This window comes from Streptomyces vinaceus (assembly GCF_008704935.1).
GTDB classification, from domain to species: Bacteria; Actinomycetota; Actinomycetes; order Streptomycetales; family Streptomycetaceae; genus Streptomyces; species Streptomyces vinaceus.
In genome coordinates, this window is record NZ_CP023692.1 from 3,634,114 (window position 1) to 3,648,823 (window position 14,710).

Annotated in this window: 16 protein-coding genes; 12 read left to right on the plus strand and 4 right to left on the minus strand. The window is 72.1% G+C overall.

The genetic code is table 11. From position 1 onward, the window contains the following. Nucleotides 1-100: 100 nt before the first annotated feature. The 3 genes from CP980_RS16270 to CP980_RS16280 all read left to right on the plus strand — a co-directional run bounded on the left by CP980_RS16270 (nucleotide 101) and on the right by CP980_RS16280 (nucleotide 3,406). Nucleotides 101-1,042, plus strand: a complete 942-nt coding sequence (locus CP980_RS16270) for an alpha/beta fold hydrolase (protein ID WP_150528470.1) — start codon at nucleotides 101-103, stop codon at nucleotides 1,040-1,042. A 104-nt stretch (nucleotides 1,043-1,146) separates the two neighbouring features. Beyond that, nucleotides 1,147-2,091 carry an RNA polymerase sigma factor SigJ gene (gene sigJ / locus CP980_RS16275; RefSeq protein ID WP_150528471.1) on the plus strand — a complete coding sequence of 315 codons (945 nt, stop codon included), beginning with the start codon at nucleotides 1,147-1,149 and terminating at the stop codon, nucleotides 2,089-2,091. Nucleotides 2,092-2,203: 112 nt separating this feature from the next. Next, entirely contained in the window at nucleotides 2,204-3,406 is a 1,203-nt protein-coding gene (locus CP980_RS16280; protein ID WP_150528472.1) for an NAD(P)/FAD-dependent oxidoreductase, read from the plus strand. On the opposite strand, the gene CP980_RS16285 is transcribed toward CP980_RS16280, so the two are convergent. Continuing rightward, nucleotides 3,391-4,341, minus strand: coding sequence for a sigma-70 family RNA polymerase sigma factor (locus tag CP980_RS16285; RefSeq protein WP_373312972.1), 951 nt, complete (start codon nucleotides 4,339-4,341; stop codon nucleotides 3,391-3,393). The genes CP980_RS16280 and CP980_RS16285 overlap by 16 nt on opposite strands. A gap of 101 nt (nucleotides 4,342-4,442) precedes the next feature. On the opposite strand from CP980_RS16285, the gene CP980_RS16290 reads away from it, so the two are divergent. Both CP980_RS16290 and pucL read left to right on the plus strand, forming a co-directional pair. Next, nucleotides 4,443-5,795 (plus strand): aspartate aminotransferase family protein, encoded by a 1,353-nt coding sequence (locus tag CP980_RS16290; protein WP_189999058.1) that lies wholly within the window; start codon nucleotides 4,443-4,445, stop codon nucleotides 5,793-5,795. Nucleotides 5,796-6,025: 230 nt separating this feature from the next. After that, nucleotides 6,026-6,943 (plus strand): factor-independent urate hydroxylase, encoded by a 918-nt coding sequence (gene pucL, locus CP980_RS16295; RefSeq protein ID WP_030857495.1) that lies wholly within the window; start codon nucleotides 6,026-6,028, stop codon nucleotides 6,941-6,943. Between the two features lie 22 nt (nucleotides 6,944-6,965). Here pucL and CP980_RS16300 read toward each other — a convergent pair. Next, a protein-coding gene (locus CP980_RS16300) for an IS5 family transposase (protein ID WP_373312971.1) occupies nucleotides 6,966-7,810 on the minus strand; the annotation gives its coding sequence in 2 pieces (ribosomal slippage) (nucleotides 6,966-7,480 and nucleotides 7,480-7,810; 846 coding nt in all). 37 nt (nucleotides 7,811-7,847) lie between these two features. Then, the gene (locus tag CP980_RS16305) at nucleotides 7,848-8,312 is read right to left on the minus strand and encodes a histidine phosphatase family protein (RefSeq protein WP_229907325.1); all 465 of its coding nucleotides are present in this window, start codon (nucleotides 8,310-8,312) and stop codon (nucleotides 7,848-7,850) included. A gap of 190 nt (nucleotides 8,313-8,502) precedes the next feature. On the opposite strand from CP980_RS16305, the gene CP980_RS16310 reads away from it, so the two are divergent. The 5 genes from CP980_RS16310 (at nucleotide 8,503) to CP980_RS35155 (ending at nucleotide 11,113) form a co-directional block, all read left to right on the plus strand. Then, the gene (locus CP980_RS16310) at nucleotides 8,503-8,715 is read left to right on the plus strand and encodes a CbtB domain-containing protein (protein WP_030857499.1); all 213 of its coding nucleotides are present in this window, start codon (nucleotides 8,503-8,505) and stop codon (nucleotides 8,713-8,715) included. A gap of 30 nt (nucleotides 8,716-8,745) precedes the next feature. Further along, complete coding sequence (locus CP980_RS16315; RefSeq protein WP_132758267.1) at nucleotides 8,746-9,501, plus strand: CbtA family protein; 756 nt, start codon at nucleotides 8,746-8,748, stop codon at nucleotides 9,499-9,501. A gap of 276 nt (nucleotides 9,502-9,777) precedes the next feature. Next, nucleotides 9,778-10,359 (plus strand): class F sortase, encoded by a 582-nt coding sequence (locus CP980_RS16320; protein WP_132758265.1) that lies wholly within the window; start codon nucleotides 9,778-9,780, stop codon nucleotides 10,357-10,359. A 147-nt stretch (nucleotides 10,360-10,506) separates the two neighbouring features. Continuing rightward, complete coding sequence (locus tag CP980_RS35150; protein ID WP_167535843.1) at nucleotides 10,507-10,881, plus strand: hypothetical protein; 375 nt, start codon at nucleotides 10,507-10,509, stop codon at nucleotides 10,879-10,881. A gap of 55 nt (nucleotides 10,882-10,936) precedes the next feature. Beyond that, nucleotides 10,937-11,113 carry a hypothetical protein gene (locus CP980_RS35155; RefSeq protein WP_165937315.1) on the plus strand — a complete coding sequence of 59 codons (177 nt, stop codon included), beginning with the start codon at nucleotides 10,937-10,939 and terminating at the stop codon, nucleotides 11,111-11,113. Nucleotides 11,114-11,186: 73 nt separating this feature from the next. Here CP980_RS35155 and CP980_RS16330 read toward each other — a convergent pair whose 3' ends face one another. Next, entirely contained in the window at nucleotides 11,187-11,591 is a 405-nt protein-coding gene (locus tag CP980_RS16330; RefSeq protein ID WP_132758263.1) for a hypothetical protein, read from the minus strand. Between the two features lie 139 nt (nucleotides 11,592-11,730). On the opposite strand from CP980_RS16330, the gene CP980_RS16335 reads away from it, so the two are divergent. Both CP980_RS16335 and CP980_RS16340 read left to right on the plus strand, forming a co-directional pair. Continuing rightward, nucleotides 11,731-12,558 carry a hypothetical protein gene (locus tag CP980_RS16335; RefSeq protein ID WP_132758261.1) on the plus strand — a complete coding sequence of 276 codons (828 nt, stop codon included), beginning with the start codon at nucleotides 11,731-11,733 and terminating at the stop codon, nucleotides 12,556-12,558. Nucleotides 12,559-12,678: 120 nt separating this feature from the next. After that, entirely contained in the window at nucleotides 12,679-14,679 is a 2,001-nt protein-coding gene (locus tag CP980_RS16340; RefSeq protein ID WP_150528475.1) for an FUSC family protein, read from the plus strand. Nucleotides 14,680-14,710: the final 31 nt, after the last annotated feature.

Consider the following 14,710-nt stretch of genomic DNA (forward strand, 5'->3'; position numbering starts at 1 on the left):
GGTTCCCGCTCGGGTGCCCGAGCCCCTTCATGGTACCGATGTACCACATTGATGATACGGTCGTACCACGAAGACCGGATTCCACACCGGAGGTGCCGCCGTGCCCGAGAACACCGCCCGCGTACGCCGCGACGTCGGCCGCTACGTCAACGACGACCTGCGCGACCGCTACTTCGCCGCCGCCGACGTCCTGTTCGCGATGGGCGCGCCGGCCCGCTCCGAGACGGACGTGGAGACGAGCTTCGGCACCACCCACGTCTACCGGTACGGCCCCACGGCCCCCGCCGCCGAGGCCCGGACCCCGATCGTGCTGATCCACGGCGCCGGTTACAGCTCGGCCATGTGGTACCCGAACACCCCCGGACTCAGCCTCGACCGCCCCGTCTACGCCCTCGACACCCCCGGCGACGCGGGCCGCAGCGTGCACCGCGAGCCCATGTGGCAGCCCGAGCGCGCCGCCCAGTGGATGGACGAGGCCCTCGACGCGCTCGGCCTCGACCGGGTCCACCTCGTGGGCTCCTCCTACGGCGGCTGGCTCGTCCTCAACCAGGCCCACCGGCGGCCCGGACGGCTGGCTTCGGTCACGGCCCTCGATCCCGGCGGCCTGGAGAAGGTCGGCCTGCGCTTCTTCGCGTGGATCTTCGTGAGCCTCTTCGCCACCGTCGCCCCGAAGGCACTGCGCCCCCGGCTCGCCAGGTGGCTGGACCAGCCGGTCCTCGCCATCCCCGAAATGCGCAAGTGGATCCAGCTCGGCGCCCGCGCGTACCGGATCCGCCGCCCCGCACCCCTGCCGCTCGCCGAGGACGCGCTGCGCTCCATCCGGACCCCGCTCTACCTCGTCATGGGCAAGCACAGCCTGCTCCTGCACCCCAAGCGGCAACTGGAACGCATACCGCGCCTCGTTCCCGGAGCCCGCGCCGAGATCATCACCGCGACCGGACACGGCCCGCAGATCGACCACCCCGACGTGGTCAACGCCCGGATGCTGTCCTTCATGGAAGACGTCGACTCCCTCGACCCCGCCGCGGTCACCGGCGCATAGGCCACAGCGGGGAGCCGAGGCGCGGATCGTCGCGCACACCTCCGTTCGGGGGCGGCGGGCACCTCGCCCGCCGGTCCGGGTCGGGGGCGCCTAGGATCGCGGGCATGGCCCTGACGCGGAGCGACGTGGACCGATTCCAGGCCGCCAGGCCCCGGCTGGAGGCCATTGCCTATCGGCTGCTCGGCTCGGCGAGCGAGGCGGAGGACGCCGTGCAGGAGACGTTCCTGCGCTGGCAGGCGGCCGACGTCGGGCGGATCGAGGTGCCTGAGGCCTGGCTGACGAAGGTGCTCACCAACTGGTGCCTCAACATGCTCACTTCGGCACGTGCCCGGCGCGAGACGTACGTGGGCAGGTGGCTCCCGGAGCCGCTGCTCGCCGGGGACCCGATGCTCGGGCCGGCCGATACCGCCGAGCAGCGCGAATCGGTGTCGTACGCCGTCCTGGTCCTGCTGGAGCGCCTGTCGCCCAACGAGCGGGCGGTGTACGTCCTCCGTGAGGCCTTCGACTACCCGCACCGGGAGATCGCCGAGGTCCTGGAGATCGGCGAGGCCGCCAGTCAGCAGCTCTACCACCGGGCCAAGAAGCACATCACCGACGGCAGGGCGCACACCGAGGTCGACGAGGCCGCCGCCCGGAGGATCGTCGAGGAGTTCCTCGCCGCCGCGAGCACCGGTCGTACCGAACCGCTCGTACGCCTGCTCACCCAGGACGCGTTCGCGGTCGGTGACGGCGGCGGGAAGGTCCCGGCCCGCACGAAGGCGTTCGAGGGCGCACTGGCGGTCGCGACGTTCATGCGCGGCCTGTTCAAGCCCAGTGCGGCCAAGCGGGCCCATGTCGGCGGCGCGCCCGAGATCTACGCCACGACGGCCAACGGCGGGCCCGCCGTGGTGGCGGTCGTGGAAGGCCGGGTCGTCGGGATCATCTGTCTGGAGGCGACCGCGGAGGGCATCGTCGCGGTCCGGACCCAGGCCAACCCCGACAAGCTCGTCCGCGCCAGCGAGCAGTGGTCCGCGGCCGACCACGCGGAGGGCCCGCTCCACACCCTCTGAAGGAGAGTGGCGCGGCTCACACTCCGGTCCTGTCAGGAATCGCGGGGCTGCCCGGTTCAGGGTGCGAAACCACGCCGGACAACGGCGGCCCCGCCCAGACAGGAGCACGGACATGCAGCACCGCATCGTCGTTCTCGGAGCCGGATACACCGGTGCCGTCGCCGCCGGACGCCTCGCCAAGAGGCTGCACCGCGCGGACGTCGCCATCACCCTCGTCAACCCCGAGCCCGACTTCGTCGAGCGGGTCAGGCTGCACCAGATCGCGGCCGGCCAGGACCTCAGGCCGCGGCCGTTCCGCGAGATGTTCGCGGGCACGGGTGTGGAACTGAAACTCGCGAGGGTCACCGCCGTGGACGTGGACCGCAAGGCGGTGACGGTCACCGCCGCCGACGGCCTTGAGCGGGAGGAGCTCGCGTACGACACCCTGGTCTACGCCCTCGGCAGCGGCTGGAACGACGGAGGCGTCCCGGGCACGGCCGAACATGCCCACGAGATCTCAAGCCGACCCAGCGCCGTCCGCCTCCGCGATCGACTGGCCGCCTTGGGCGCCGGACGGCCCGTGCTCGTGGTCGGCGGAGGCCTCACCGGTCTGGAGGCCGCGACCGAGATCGCCGAGGCCCGCCCGGACCTCGACGTCGCGCTGGCGGCCCGCGGCGCCCTCGGCGACTGGCTCTCGCAGAAGGGGCGCACCCACCTGCGGAAGGTGGTGGACGAGCTCGGCATCACGGTCCACCCTCACACCGTGGTCAACGCCGTGGAGGCGGGCGGCGTGACGACCGCCGACGGCCGGACGATCCCCGCCGAAGTCACGGTCTGGACCACGGGCTTCGCCGTCCACCCGATCGCGCGGGCCAGCGGCCTGGAACTCACCGACCGCGGCCAGATCGAAGTCGACACCACGATGCGCTCGGTCTCCCACCCGGACGTGTACGCGGTGGGTGACGCGGCGATGGCCATCGGCCCGGGCGGCAAGCCCCTGCGCATGTCGTGCGCCTCGGGTATGCCCATGGCCTGGCAGGCCGCCGACGCCATCGCCGCCCGTCTCGCCGGCACCAAGGTCCCCCGCACTCCCATCCGTTATTTCCAGCAGTGCATCTCCCTCGGCCGCAAGGACGGTCTGATCCAGTTCGTCACCGCCGACGACCGAGCGCTCGACAGGGCGCTGACGGGGCGTGTGGCCGCCGGATACAAGGAATTGATCTGCAAGGGCGCGGCGTGGGGCGTCGCCAACCCGACGGTGGGCATGCCGGCCCGGCGCCGTCGGGTCGCCCGGCAGCAGACGCGGAGCGGCGAGGTCGACTACGCAAGGTCCTGAGGTCGGGTGTCCAGGGTGGTTCCCAGGTCGATTCGGGACAGGCGCTCGGGGTCCGTGAGGATGTCCAGGGCGACGATCTTGCCGCTGCGGACGGTGAAGGCCATGAGCGACAGGGGCTTGCCCTCGGCCAGCGCGAGTGCGCCGGGGATGCCGTTGACGAGGACCGGGACCGCGGCCGCGGCGAAGCGGGCGAAGGTGATGGCGTTCGAGGCGACGTCGGTCGCACCGCGCCGGACCGAACTGGGCCGCAGCGCGCCGCCGTCGGAGCGGGCCACTACATCGGGGTCGAGGAGGTCGACGAGCGCGTCGAGGTCCCCTCCGCGGGCGGCGGTGAGGAAGGCGTCCACGACCTCGCGGGTGCGGGCCAGGTCGAGGTCGGGGGTGGGAGCGGCGCCCTCGACCCGGCGGCGCGCGCGGCTGGCGAGCTGCCGCGTGGAGGCGGCGGTACGGCCGAGCACCGGGGCGATCTCGTCGAAGGGGACGGCGAAGAGGTCGTGCAGGACGAAGGCGAGCCGCTCGGCGGGGGACAGCGTCTCCAGGACGACCAGCAGGGCGATGCCCACGGAGTCGGCGACGAGCATCTCGCGCTCCGGGTCGACGCCGGAGAGCCCCGTGACGACCGGGTCGGGCAGGCGGACGAATCCGTCCTGGTCGTACAGCGGGTCCTCGCGCCGCGAGGTGCGCGAGCGCAGCATGTCCAGGCACACCCGGCCGACGACGGTGGTCAGCCAGCCGCCCAGGTTCTCCACGGCCGAGACGTCCGAGCGGCTGAGCCTGAGCCACGCCTCCTGTACGGCGTCCTCGGACTCGCTGAGCGAGCCCAGCATGCGGTAGGCCACGGCCCGCAGGTGGGGGTGGTGCTCTTCGAAGCGCCGGGCCAGGGTCTCCTGCTCGCTCACGTGTCCCGTCCTCGCCTCGTGATCGTCACTGCTCATGAGGACGCTAACCGGGATACCGCATCGCCGGAGCGGTGTTTCACGTGAAACGTCGTCCGACCCTCCCCGGGGTCCACATCATGGACAACTACGCTCGGGACATGAACGCAGAAGCCGCCGACGCGCTCGCCGCCGTGAAAGACGCCGACCGGAAGCACGTTTTCCATTCCTGGTCGGCGCAGGAGCTCATCGACCCGCTCGCCGTGGCCGGAGCCGAGGGCTCGTACTTCTGGGACTACCAGGGCAACCGCTTCCTCGATTTCTCCAGTGCCCTCGTCTTCACGAACATCGGGTACCAGCACCCCAAGGTGACCGCGGCCATCCAGGAGCAGGCGGCCAGGCTCTGCACCGTCGCCCCCGGCTTCGCCGTCGACGTCCGTTCGGAGGCGGCCCGGCTGATCGCCGAACGCACGCCCGGCGACCTCGACAAGATCTTCTTCACCAACGCGGGCGCCGAGGCCGTCGAGAACGCCGTACGGATGGCGCGCCTGCACACGGGCCGGCCGAAGGTGCTGTCCGCGTACCGCTCGTATCACGGCGCCACCTCCACCGCGATCAACCTGACCGGCGACGCGCGCCGCTTCGGCAACGACAGCGCGACCGCCGGTGTCGTGCACTTCTGGGGGCCGTTCACGTACCGCTCGCCGTTCTACGCGGCCACCGAGGCCGAGGAGTGCGAGCGGGCCCTGCGCCACCTTGAGGACACGATCGTCTTCGAGGGCCCGCAGTCCATCGCCGCGATCATCCTGGAGACGGTCGGCGGGGCACCCGGCGTGCTCGTACACCCCGACGGCTACCTCGCCGGGGTCCGCGAGCTCTGCGACCGCTTCGGCATCGTCTTCATCCTCGACGAGATCATGGTCGGCTTCGGCCGCACCGGAAAGTGGTTCGCCTCCGAGCACTGGGGGGTCACCCCCGACCTGATCTGCTTCGCCAAGGGTGTGACCAGCGGATACGTACCGCTGGGCGGGGTCGCCATCTCCGCCGCCATCGCCGAGACCTTCGCCCGCCGGCCCTACCCGGGCGGGCTGACCTACTCCGGGCACGTGCTGGCCTGCGGGGCCGCCGTGGCGACGATCAACGTCATGGAGGAGGAGGGCATCGTCGAGCAGTCCGCCCGCACCGGCGCGGAGCTGCTGGGGCCGGGCCTGCGCGCCCTCGCCGAGAAGCACCCGTCGGTCGGGGAGGTCCGCGGCCTCGGCACGTTCTGGGCCCTGGAACTCGTACGGGACCCGCGCACGCGCGAGCCGCTCGTCCCGTACAACGCGGCCGGGGCGGACAACGCGCCGATGGCCGAGTTCGGGGCCGCATGCAAGAAGGGCGGCCTGTGGCCGCTGACCGCGGGCAACCGCATCCACGTGGCGCCGCCCTGCAACATCGCCCCGCAGGACGTGGCCAAGGGGCTGGCGATCCTCGACGAGGCCCTGTCCGTCGCGGACGCGCACATGGCTTGACCTGGACAGATGCACGGTCACCCAATCCGTGGGTGCCTGTCTTGGACGTTCCGCGCCATTCCGAACACCACGTGAACGTGCTGGAATCCGAGAGAGCACCTACGGACCGGGATGCACGTCAGTCCCGGGGCGGTCCTCCGTGACCGAACGGCGGGGAGCGGGCCGACCGCTGGACGCCGGGCGTACGGGATCCAGTCGGTCGGACTCCGTGTACCCGAAGGAATACAGCCATGAGCAAGCACGTCCTCGCGCAGAACCAGTACGGCAAGGCCGAGAACCGCATCGTGAAGGTCACCCGCAAGGGCTCCGACGGTTCGTGGCACGAGATCCGCGACCTCAACGTGTCGGTGGCGCTGCGCGGCGAGTTCCGCGACGTCCACCTGACCGGCGACAACGCCAACTGCCTGCCCACCGACACCACCAAGAACACGGTGTACGCCTTCGGCAAGGAGCACGGCATCGCCTCCCCCGAGGCCTTCGGCATCCTGCTCGCCAAGCACTTCGTCTCCTCCCAGTCGCCGATCCGCGAGGCGCAGATCCGGATCGAGGAGTACGCGTGGGAGCGGATCCCGGTCCCGACGCGCAAGGAGCAGCACTCCTTCGTCCGCAAGGGCCAGGAGGTGCGCACGGCGCAAATCACGTACAGCGAGACGACCGGCCTCCAGGTCATCTCGGGTCTGAAGGACCTGACCGTGATGAACTCGACGAACTCCGAGTTCCACGGCTACATCAAGGACAAGTACACGACGCTCAAGGAGGCGTACGACCGCATCCTGGCGACCAAGGTCACCGCGCGCTGGGCGCACTCGGCGCTGGCCGCCGACGACGCCGCGTTCGACTGGGACCAGTCGTACAAGAAGGTCCGCAAGAACATGCTGGAGGCCTTCGCCGAGACTTACTCGTACTCGCTCCAGCAGACCCTGAACCAGATGGCCGAGCGGGTGCTCGACAACTGCCCGCGGGTCAACGAGGTGCGCCTGAACCTCCCCAACAAGCACCACTTCCTGGTGGACCTGGAGCCCTTCGGCCTCAAGAACGACAACGAGGTCTACTTCGCGGCGGACCGGATGTACGGCCTGATCGAGGGCACCATCCACCGCGACGGGGTGCAGCCGGTGATCGCGACGAGCGACTGGATCGTCGCGTAGCGGCTAGGCCGTTTCCTTCGGATCACCTCGCTGACCAGATGAAGATGGCGGCGATGTGGAGTCCGGCGAGGTAGATGGTGGCCGTCTTGTCGTAGCGAGTGGCCAGACCGCGCCACTGCTTGAGCTTGTTGATGCAGCGTTCGACGGTGTTCCGCTGTTTGTAGGCCTCGCGGTCGAAGGCCGGTGGGCGGCCGCCGAGCCGGCCGAGCCGCTTGCGGTTGGCGGCCTGGTCGGCGGGCTGCGGCATCACCGCCCGGATTCCTCGGCGCCGCAGATGACGGCGGATAGCCCGGGACGAGTAGGCCTTGTCCGCCAGGACCACGTCCGGGGTGATTCTGGGACGGCCGACCGGCCGGGGCACCCTTAAGCAGGCCATCACCTGCACGAATGCGGGCGCATCGGCGGCCTGGCCTGGCGTGAGGACGAACGCGAGTGGCCTGCAGCGGCTGTCGGCGGCGAGGTGGATCTTCGTGGTCAGTCCGCCGCGAGAGCGTCCGAGGGCGTGGTCGGACGGCTCGCCGGCCGGGGCCCCTTTTGCCGGGCCCCGGCGGCGTGCTGGTGGGCACGGACGATCGTGGAGTCGACGGCGACGACCCAGTCGAGGTCGCCTTCGGCGTCGGCCTGGGCGAGCAGGGCGGTGAACGCCTTCGCCCAAGTGCCGTCCGCGGCCCATTTCCGCAGGCGGTTGTGGGCGCCCTTCCACGACCCGAAGTGCTCGGGCAGGTCCATCCACGGCGTCCCGGTGCGGTACTTGAACGCGATCGCGTCGATCACCTGCCGGTGATCCCGCCACCGCCCACCCCGCCGAGGTGTCCGGTCCGGCAGCAGCGGCTCGATGCGTGCCCACTGGGCGTCAGTCAACGACACACATCAACCAACGATCCGATGATCGGAAAGAAACGGCCTAGCGGTCGAGCGGCTGCTCCAGCGGCTGTCCGAGCTGGAGGTTCCACCGGCCGAGCCGGCCGGTGAGGGTGGTCACCGTGTCCGGGCGTACGTCGAGCCGCCAGAACGCGGCGGCCGGCAGTTCCAGCGCGTGCACCACGCCCGCCCGTACGACGGCCTGGTCGACCTCGGCGCGATGCGTGCCGGGGGGCAGGCCGGCCAGTGCCGCTCCGACGCGGGCGGTCAGCGCGGTGACGGACTCCCCGCCGGGCGGCGCGTAGTCGGGGTCGCTCAGCCATCGCCGTACGGCGGCCGGATCCTCGGCGGAGACCTCGTCCAGGGTCCGGCCCGCCCACTGCCCCGTGTCCGGGCCGCGCAGGCCCTCGTGGCCGGGGCAGGGGGCGCCGTGGCCGAAACGGATCTGCCGTGAGGCGGCGTCGAACGGGCGTGTGACGAACTGAACTCGTACCACGGCACTCTTCATAAGGGGAGCGTAAACGCGGTACGGTCTCGGACGACAACCTAAAAAAGACGACGGTATGACGGAAGTACCGGTGAAAATCCGGCACGGTCGCGCCACTGTGAATCCTCCCGGAGGGGGAGGGAAAGTCAGACCCGCCATGTCGTCGCGAGCACCACTGACCGGGACGCGTGTTCCCTCTGGAGGTACTGCCATGGCTCACTCCGCCGTGCCCACGACGGCCCCTGCCGTCGCCCCGATCTCGCTTTCCGCGCTGGCCCCCTGGGCCGTGTTCGTCGGCGTCCTCATGCTGGTCCTGCTCTACCTCGTCGGTGCCGAGCAGGGCGCCACGGCGCTCTTCGAGGGCGACACCGTCCACGAGTGGATGCACGACGGCCGCCACCTCCTCGGCTTCCCCTGCCACTGATCTCCACCTCAGCGAGGGAAGTACCGAACCATGAACCCCATTTCACCCCGCGTCCTGCTGGTCCGGGGCATGCTGGCCGGTCTGCTCGCCGGCCTGGCAGCCTTCCTCGTCGCGTACGTCCTCGGTGAGTCCAAGGTCGACGCGGCCATCGCCATCGAGGAAGCGGGCCACGCCGCCCACGACCACGGCGAGGAAGCGGCCCCGGTCAGCCGGGCCCTCCAGGCCACGGCCGGCCTCGGCACCGGCACGCTGCTGTACGGGATCGCGCTCGGCGGCATCGCCGCGCTCGTCTTCTGCTACGCGCTGGGCCGCATCGGCCGCTTCGGCCCCCGGGTTACGGCGCTGCTGGTCTCGGGCGGCCTGTTCGTCGCCCTCAACCTGGTGCCGTTCCTCAAGTACCCCTCCAACCCGCCGGCCGTCGGAGACCCCGACACCGTCGTCCGGAGGACCACCCTCTACGTCCTGATGATCGCGCTGAGCGTGCTGCTGTCGGCGGCCGCGCTCATCCTGGGCCGGCGCCTGGCGCCCAAGCTGGGGAACTGGAACGCGTCGATCGTCGCCTCGGTCGCCTTCGTCGCCGCGGTAGCCGTCGCCTACGCGTCGCTGCCCGGCATCAACGAGGTCCCGGCGGACTTCCCGGCCGCCCTGATCTGGCAGTTCCGCCTCGCCACCCTGGCCATCCAGGCGGCGATGTGGACGACCTTCGGCCTGGCCTTCGGCGTCCTCGCCGAACGCGCCCTCACCCCGGCCGCCGCTCCCCGTGCGGCGGTGCAGCCCGCGAGCTGATCCCGCGAACGGCAACCCGAGGCCCTGACCGCCCCTGGCGGTCAGGGCCTCGTTCCGTCTGGGGGCCACCCGTTCGGTCGTATCTTGCGCAATCCTCACAACGGCGGTGGCTCACCCGTCGCCAGCTGGGAAGACGTCCGGAGCGAGGTGGCGACACGCCTGTGACGCGGCGTCACTCTCCGGCGTTATAAGCGGTACTGACGGGCACGGAGGGGGTCCACTGCTCTCAGGAGACCCGGCCGCCGGAGCCGGGGGATCGGACCAGGAGGGAATTCCATGCCCCGCGCCAAGTGGGTGGCCGTCGTGCTGACAGTGGCTCTGCTGGGCGCCGGGATAGGGATGTTGATGAATACCGAGGGCGCCCGGCCCACGGCGGCCACCGCCGCCGACGCCCTGCCCTCCCGGGCACTCGGCCTGTCCGGCCACCGCCGGCTGGTCGAGCAGCTGGAGCACGCCGGGCAGCACGCGCCGGGCAAGGGGTCCCGGCCGGCGCGGGCCGCCTCCATCACGCCGCTGCGGTTCTCACGGCCCCTGCGGCTGCACATCCCGAGCCTGGGCGTCGACCTGCCGTTGGGCAGGGACGCGGAGGAGGCCGCCTGGGACCACGACAGTCCGGCCCCGGGGTCACCCGGCACCGCCGTGGTCACCGCCGCCGATCTGCGCCTCGCCGAGCTGCGGCGCGGGCTGACGATCGAGATCGCGCGGGCGGACCGCCGTACCGCCGTGTTCACCGTCGACCGGGTCTCGCCCGGCGGGATCACCGGTCGCGGACAGCGGCCGGGACGCGCCCAACTCCGGCTGGTCAGCGGTGAGACCACCGTCCTGGCCAGGCTGACGGGCCAGCACCGCACCGGCTGAGCGGACTGGCCGCGCGCCCGGGCCACTGGCTGATCCGGCGGGGCGCACCGGCTTCCTGTCAGCCGTGGGGGGTGTCTTCGTCCCCCGGTCGGGGGCTTCTGGGGCCCGGTCGGGGAGTTGTCCGGCGTGTCGGGGCAGACCCCTCGCATGAGCGGGACGCGGTACGCACGCACGTCACTGGCCAGGGCCCTTTCGGCGGCCTGCGTCGTGCTGCTGTGCCTGTTCGCGTCCGGTCCCGCCGTCACGACAGCCGCGGCGGCGGCCTCGGCCGTCGAACGCGCCGCATCCGGGGTGCCGGGCGATCCGGGCGCCCCTGCCGAGGGGGAGGCCGATCCGGCCGCGGATCCCGAAGTACGGGTCGCCGTACGGCTCTCCGTGCGCGGGCTGCCGGGAGTGCGGCAGCTGCCACGGCCGGTGTTTCACGTGAAACCTGCCGAACAGGCCGTCCTCACCCGCGCCCACGGGGCGCAAGGCCCGGTGCTGTCCGCGTGGACGGAGCGGAGTGTGGTCCTGCGCTGCTGAGCGTGCCCGAGCAGCGCACACGCCCACACACCCCCGCACACCGTGAGGTTCCGCCATGCCCATCGACCCGTACACCGCCCTGAACGCCATGCTCCGCGCCGAGGTCACCCGCTACACCCCGACGGCCCCGAAGCCCCCGAGCCGTGGGACCGACGGCGAGGACTCCCCCGGCGCATCCGTGGCGGCCGCGGCCGCCCCCGCCGCCGACTCCGAGTCCTCGCCGGAGGTCTGAGCCCGGCCCCGGGATACGAGCAGGCGCCGGTCCTCGTGCGGACCGGCGCCTGCCACGGCTTCTTGGCTTCTGGTCAGGGCTCGCGCATGTGGTACCGGTAGAACGCCGTCACGCCGACGCCGATGCCGACGATGAAGCCGACCCAGCACGAGCGGAGGATCGAGTGGTCGGCCAGGCTGTACAGGTAGCCCACGGCGATACCGCCGAACGCGCCGTACGCCGCGGCGTGCAGCTCCTGCATCAGCCGCGGGCCCACGCGGGCGAGGGTGTACATGATGGCGGCGAAGATCGCGCCGCACAGGATCCCGTAGAAGACGTTGCCCGCGTCGACGGGGCCCGTCTGGCGCTGCATGAAGGCCGCCCAGACGCCGTAGACCAGTCCGAGGAGCAGTGCCCGCACCAGCGGACCCTTGCTCACGTGCTCGGTGCCGGTCGCCTGAAGGTGCCGCCCCGGGGCGGTGGGTGCCGCATGTGCCATGACAGGGCTCCTCTCTCCCATCATCCAGGGCACACCCGCCACACCCGACCGGCAAGTGGATCAACGTACGGCAGCCCTCCGCCACCCGCCCGCAGCAGCACCGCTCGCGTCCCCGCGCGCCGCGGCTTTCCCTGGTGACGTGCGCACCTTCCTCTCGGCGGTACTCATCGTGCTGGTGGCCCTCCTGGTGCCCGCCGGCGCCGTCGCGTACTGGGCCGACCACGAGCTGGGCGACGCCGACCGGTACACCGCGGCGATGGCCCCGCTGGCCGAGAACCCGGCAGTGCAGGAGGTCGTGGTCACCCAGGCGGGCCGCGCCCTCTCCGGGCAGATCGACGCCGGGCCCTTCCAGGGCGGGGTCGACGCACTGCTCGGGGAGGCCCTGCGCTCCTTCGCCGGCACCCCGGCCTACCGCACCGCCTGGGACGCCGCCAACCGCGCCGCGCACGCCGCCTTCTTCAAGGCCCTCACCACCGGTGAGGGAAACGCCGTCACCATCGACCTGGCTCCCGTGATCGAGCAGGTCAAAGGGGACCTCGTCGCCGACGGCGTGCCGTTCGCCGACCGGATCCCGGTGACGCACGTCGCGGTGACGGTCATGGAGTACGACAACCTCGGCGCGCTCCGGAAGGGCTTCCGCATGCTGCAGATCGCCGGCATCTGGCTTCCCGTGCTGACCGTGGTGCTCGCGGCGGCGGCGATCGCCGTCGCCGTCCACCGGCGCCGCGCCGTGATCGCCACCGGGCTGGGGGTGGCCGTGGGCGCCGTACTGCTGTGGATCGCGGTGGCCGTCTTCCGCCGGCTCACCCTCGACGATCTGCCCGCCGACATCGACCGGGCGGCCGCCGCGGCGGTGTACGACGCGCTCACCGCGTTCCTGCGCACCACCGCCTGGGTGGTCCTGGCGATCGGGCTCGCCGCCGCGCTCGCCGCCTGGCTGACGGGCCGACTGCGCCGCACCCCATAAGCTCGGAACGTACCGGAGAGCGCAGAACGCCCCAGAAGAAGACGAGAAGAACCCAAGAAGAACGCAAGACCCCGGAACAGCGCAGAAGAACCGATTCACGAGCGGCCGCACGGAAGCTGAATGAGCACCGAACGCACCGAACACATACCCTCCGGGCGCCCCCGGCACCGTCCGCCGGCTCCGCCCGCCTGGCTGCTCAAGGGACTGCGGCCGAGCACCGCCCCGATCCCCTGGGCCGCCGCCGCGCGCGCCGGCATCGCGATGGCCGCCCCCCTCGCCGTCGGATTCGCCCTGAACGAGCCCGAGTACGGGGCCCTCGTCTCGATGGGCGCCCTGTCCGGGGTCATCGGCGACACCGCCGACGCATACCGGATGAGGGTGCTGAACATCGCCGTGCCCCAGCTGTTCGGCGCGGTCGGCGTCGCCCTGGGCACGCTGGTCTACGGCCACGGCTGGCTCGCCGTCGGCGCCCTCACCCTGATCGCCCTCGTCTCCGGGATGATCTCCTCGATCGGCACGGTCGCGTCCGTCTCCGGACTGCTGCTGCTCCTCAACGCCGTCGTCGGCGCCGGCCTGCCGCTCCCCCAGCCCTGGTGGACGGCGCCCCTGCTGCTCAGCGCGGGCGGGCTCTTCGTCCTCCTGCTGACCCTGCTGGGCTGGCCGCTGCGCGGCCGGCAGCCGGAGCGCGCCGCCGTGGCGGCCACCTACCGGGCCCTCGCCGACGCCCTGGACGCCGCGGGCGGACCGGACTACGACGAGCGCCGCCGGCAGGTCACGCACGCCCTCAACCAGGCCTACGACCTGGTCCTGGGCCGGCGCGCCCGGGTGCACGGCCGCAGCCCCGCGCTCGTACGGATGCTGGCCCAGCTGAACGTGGTGATCCCGCTGGTCGAGGCCGCGCCCGCCATGCACCTGCGGGGCAGACCGCTGCCGCCCGAGATCCCGGCGGCCGTACGGGACCTGGCACAGGCCGTGGAGGAGGGCCGCACCGGCAAGCCCGTACTGGACCTGCCCGCGCCGCACACCCCCGCCGAACGGGCCCTCGACGCGGCCCTGCAGCACGCCGCGGCCATCGTGCACGTGCCCGAGCCGGACCTGCACAACATCGACGACCGGCTCGGCAAGCCCGCCGCGCTGACGGTCCGCGCCCGGCGGGCGGTACGCGACATGATGCTGTCCGGCGCCTCCTGGCGGTACGGACTGCGCCTGGCCCTGTGCATCGGGCTCGCCCAGACCCTGGTCTCCGTGGTGCCGGTCGAGCGGTCCTACTGGGTCGCGCTGACCGTCACCTTCGTCCTCAAGCCCGACTTCGGCTCGGTGTTCTCCCGGGCCGTGCTGCGCGCCCTCGGCACGGCGGCCGGGCTGGTCATCGCAGCCGCCGTGCTCGCCGAGGTGCCGCGCGGCTGGTGGGACGTGCCGGTGATGGTGGTACTGGGCGCGCTGATCCCGGCGTTCTCCGCCAAGGGGTACGCCTTCCAGACCGCCGCGATCACCCCGGTGATCCTGCTGCTCTCCGACCTCCTCAACCACCAGGGCTTCGACCTGATCCGGCCCCGGCTGCTGGACAGCCTGATCGGCTGCGCCATCACCCTGATCGCCGGCTATCTGCTGTGGCCCGAGAGCTGGCACACCCGGATCGGCCACCGGCTCGCCGACACCGTGGACGACGCGGCGCGGTACGTGGAACGGGCCTTCGGCACCCACCCGGACACGGACGCCGGCCGGCAGGCCGCGCGGACCGCCCGGCTCCAGGCCCGGCGGAGGATCTACCGCGAGATGTCGGGCGTACGCAACGAGTTCCAGCGGGCGCTGACCGAGCCGCCGCCGACGGGGGTGCGGGCCGCCGCGTGGTGGCCGCTGGTCGTCGCCGTCGAGCGGATCGTCGACGCGACCACCGCGGCCCGGGTCCGGGTCAATCACGGCGCCGAAGCCCCCGCCGACGAGGAGGTGGCGATCGTCATCTCCGACCTGCGGGCCCTCGCCGAGGGGGTACGCAGGGTCAGGACGCCGACCCAGCTGCGCCCTGCGGCGCTGCCGCCCGGGGACGAGGCCTCCGTCCTCGCCCCGGTGCGCCAGGAGCTCGCCGCGGCCCGCGCCATCGCCGCCGACGACGACCACTGACACGGGAGCGCCCTCCCCGGGCCCGGCCCGC

Coding starts and splice junctions, on each gene's coding strand:
- pucL (WP_030857495.1), top strand. CDS start 6,026: ATGAGCAAGCACGTCCTCGCGCAGAACCAGTACGGCAAGGCCGAGAAC.
- CP980_RS16330 (WP_132758263.1), bottom strand. CDS start 11,591: ATGGCACATGCGGCACCCACCGCCCCGGGGCGGCACCTTCAGGCGACC.
- CP980_RS16285 (WP_373312972.1), bottom strand. CDS start 4,341: ATGAGCAGTGACGATCACGAGGCGAGGACGGGACACGTGAGCGAGCAG.
- CP980_RS16290 (WP_189999058.1), top strand. CDS start 4,443: ATGAACGCAGAAGCCGCCGACGCGCTCGCCGCCGTGAAAGACGCCGAC.
- sigJ (WP_150528471.1), top strand. CDS start 1,147: ATGGCCCTGACGCGGAGCGACGTGGACCGATTCCAGGCCGCCAGGCCC.
- CP980_RS16340 (WP_150528475.1), top strand. CDS start 12,679: ATGAGCACCGAACGCACCGAACACATACCCTCCGGGCGCCCCCGGCAC.
- CP980_RS35150 (WP_167535843.1), top strand. CDS start 10,507: ATGAGCGGGACGCGGTACGCACGCACGTCACTGGCCAGGGCCCTTTCG.
- CP980_RS16320 (WP_132758265.1), top strand. CDS start 9,778: ATGCCCCGCGCCAAGTGGGTGGCCGTCGTGCTGACAGTGGCTCTGCTG.
- CP980_RS16315 (WP_132758267.1), top strand. CDS start 8,746: ATGAACCCCATTTCACCCCGCGTCCTGCTGGTCCGGGGCATGCTGGCC.
- CP980_RS16280 (WP_150528472.1), top strand. CDS start 2,204: ATGCAGCACCGCATCGTCGTTCTCGGAGCCGGATACACCGGTGCCGTC.
- CP980_RS16310 (WP_030857499.1), top strand. CDS start 8,503: ATGGCTCACTCCGCCGTGCCCACGACGGCCCCTGCCGTCGCCCCGATC.
- CP980_RS35155 (WP_165937315.1), top strand. CDS start 10,937: ATGCCCATCGACCCGTACACCGCCCTGAACGCCATGCTCCGCGCCGAG.
- CP980_RS16305 (WP_229907325.1), bottom strand. CDS start 8,312: ATGAAGAGTGCCGTGGTACGAGTTCAGTTCGTCACACGCCCGTTCGAC.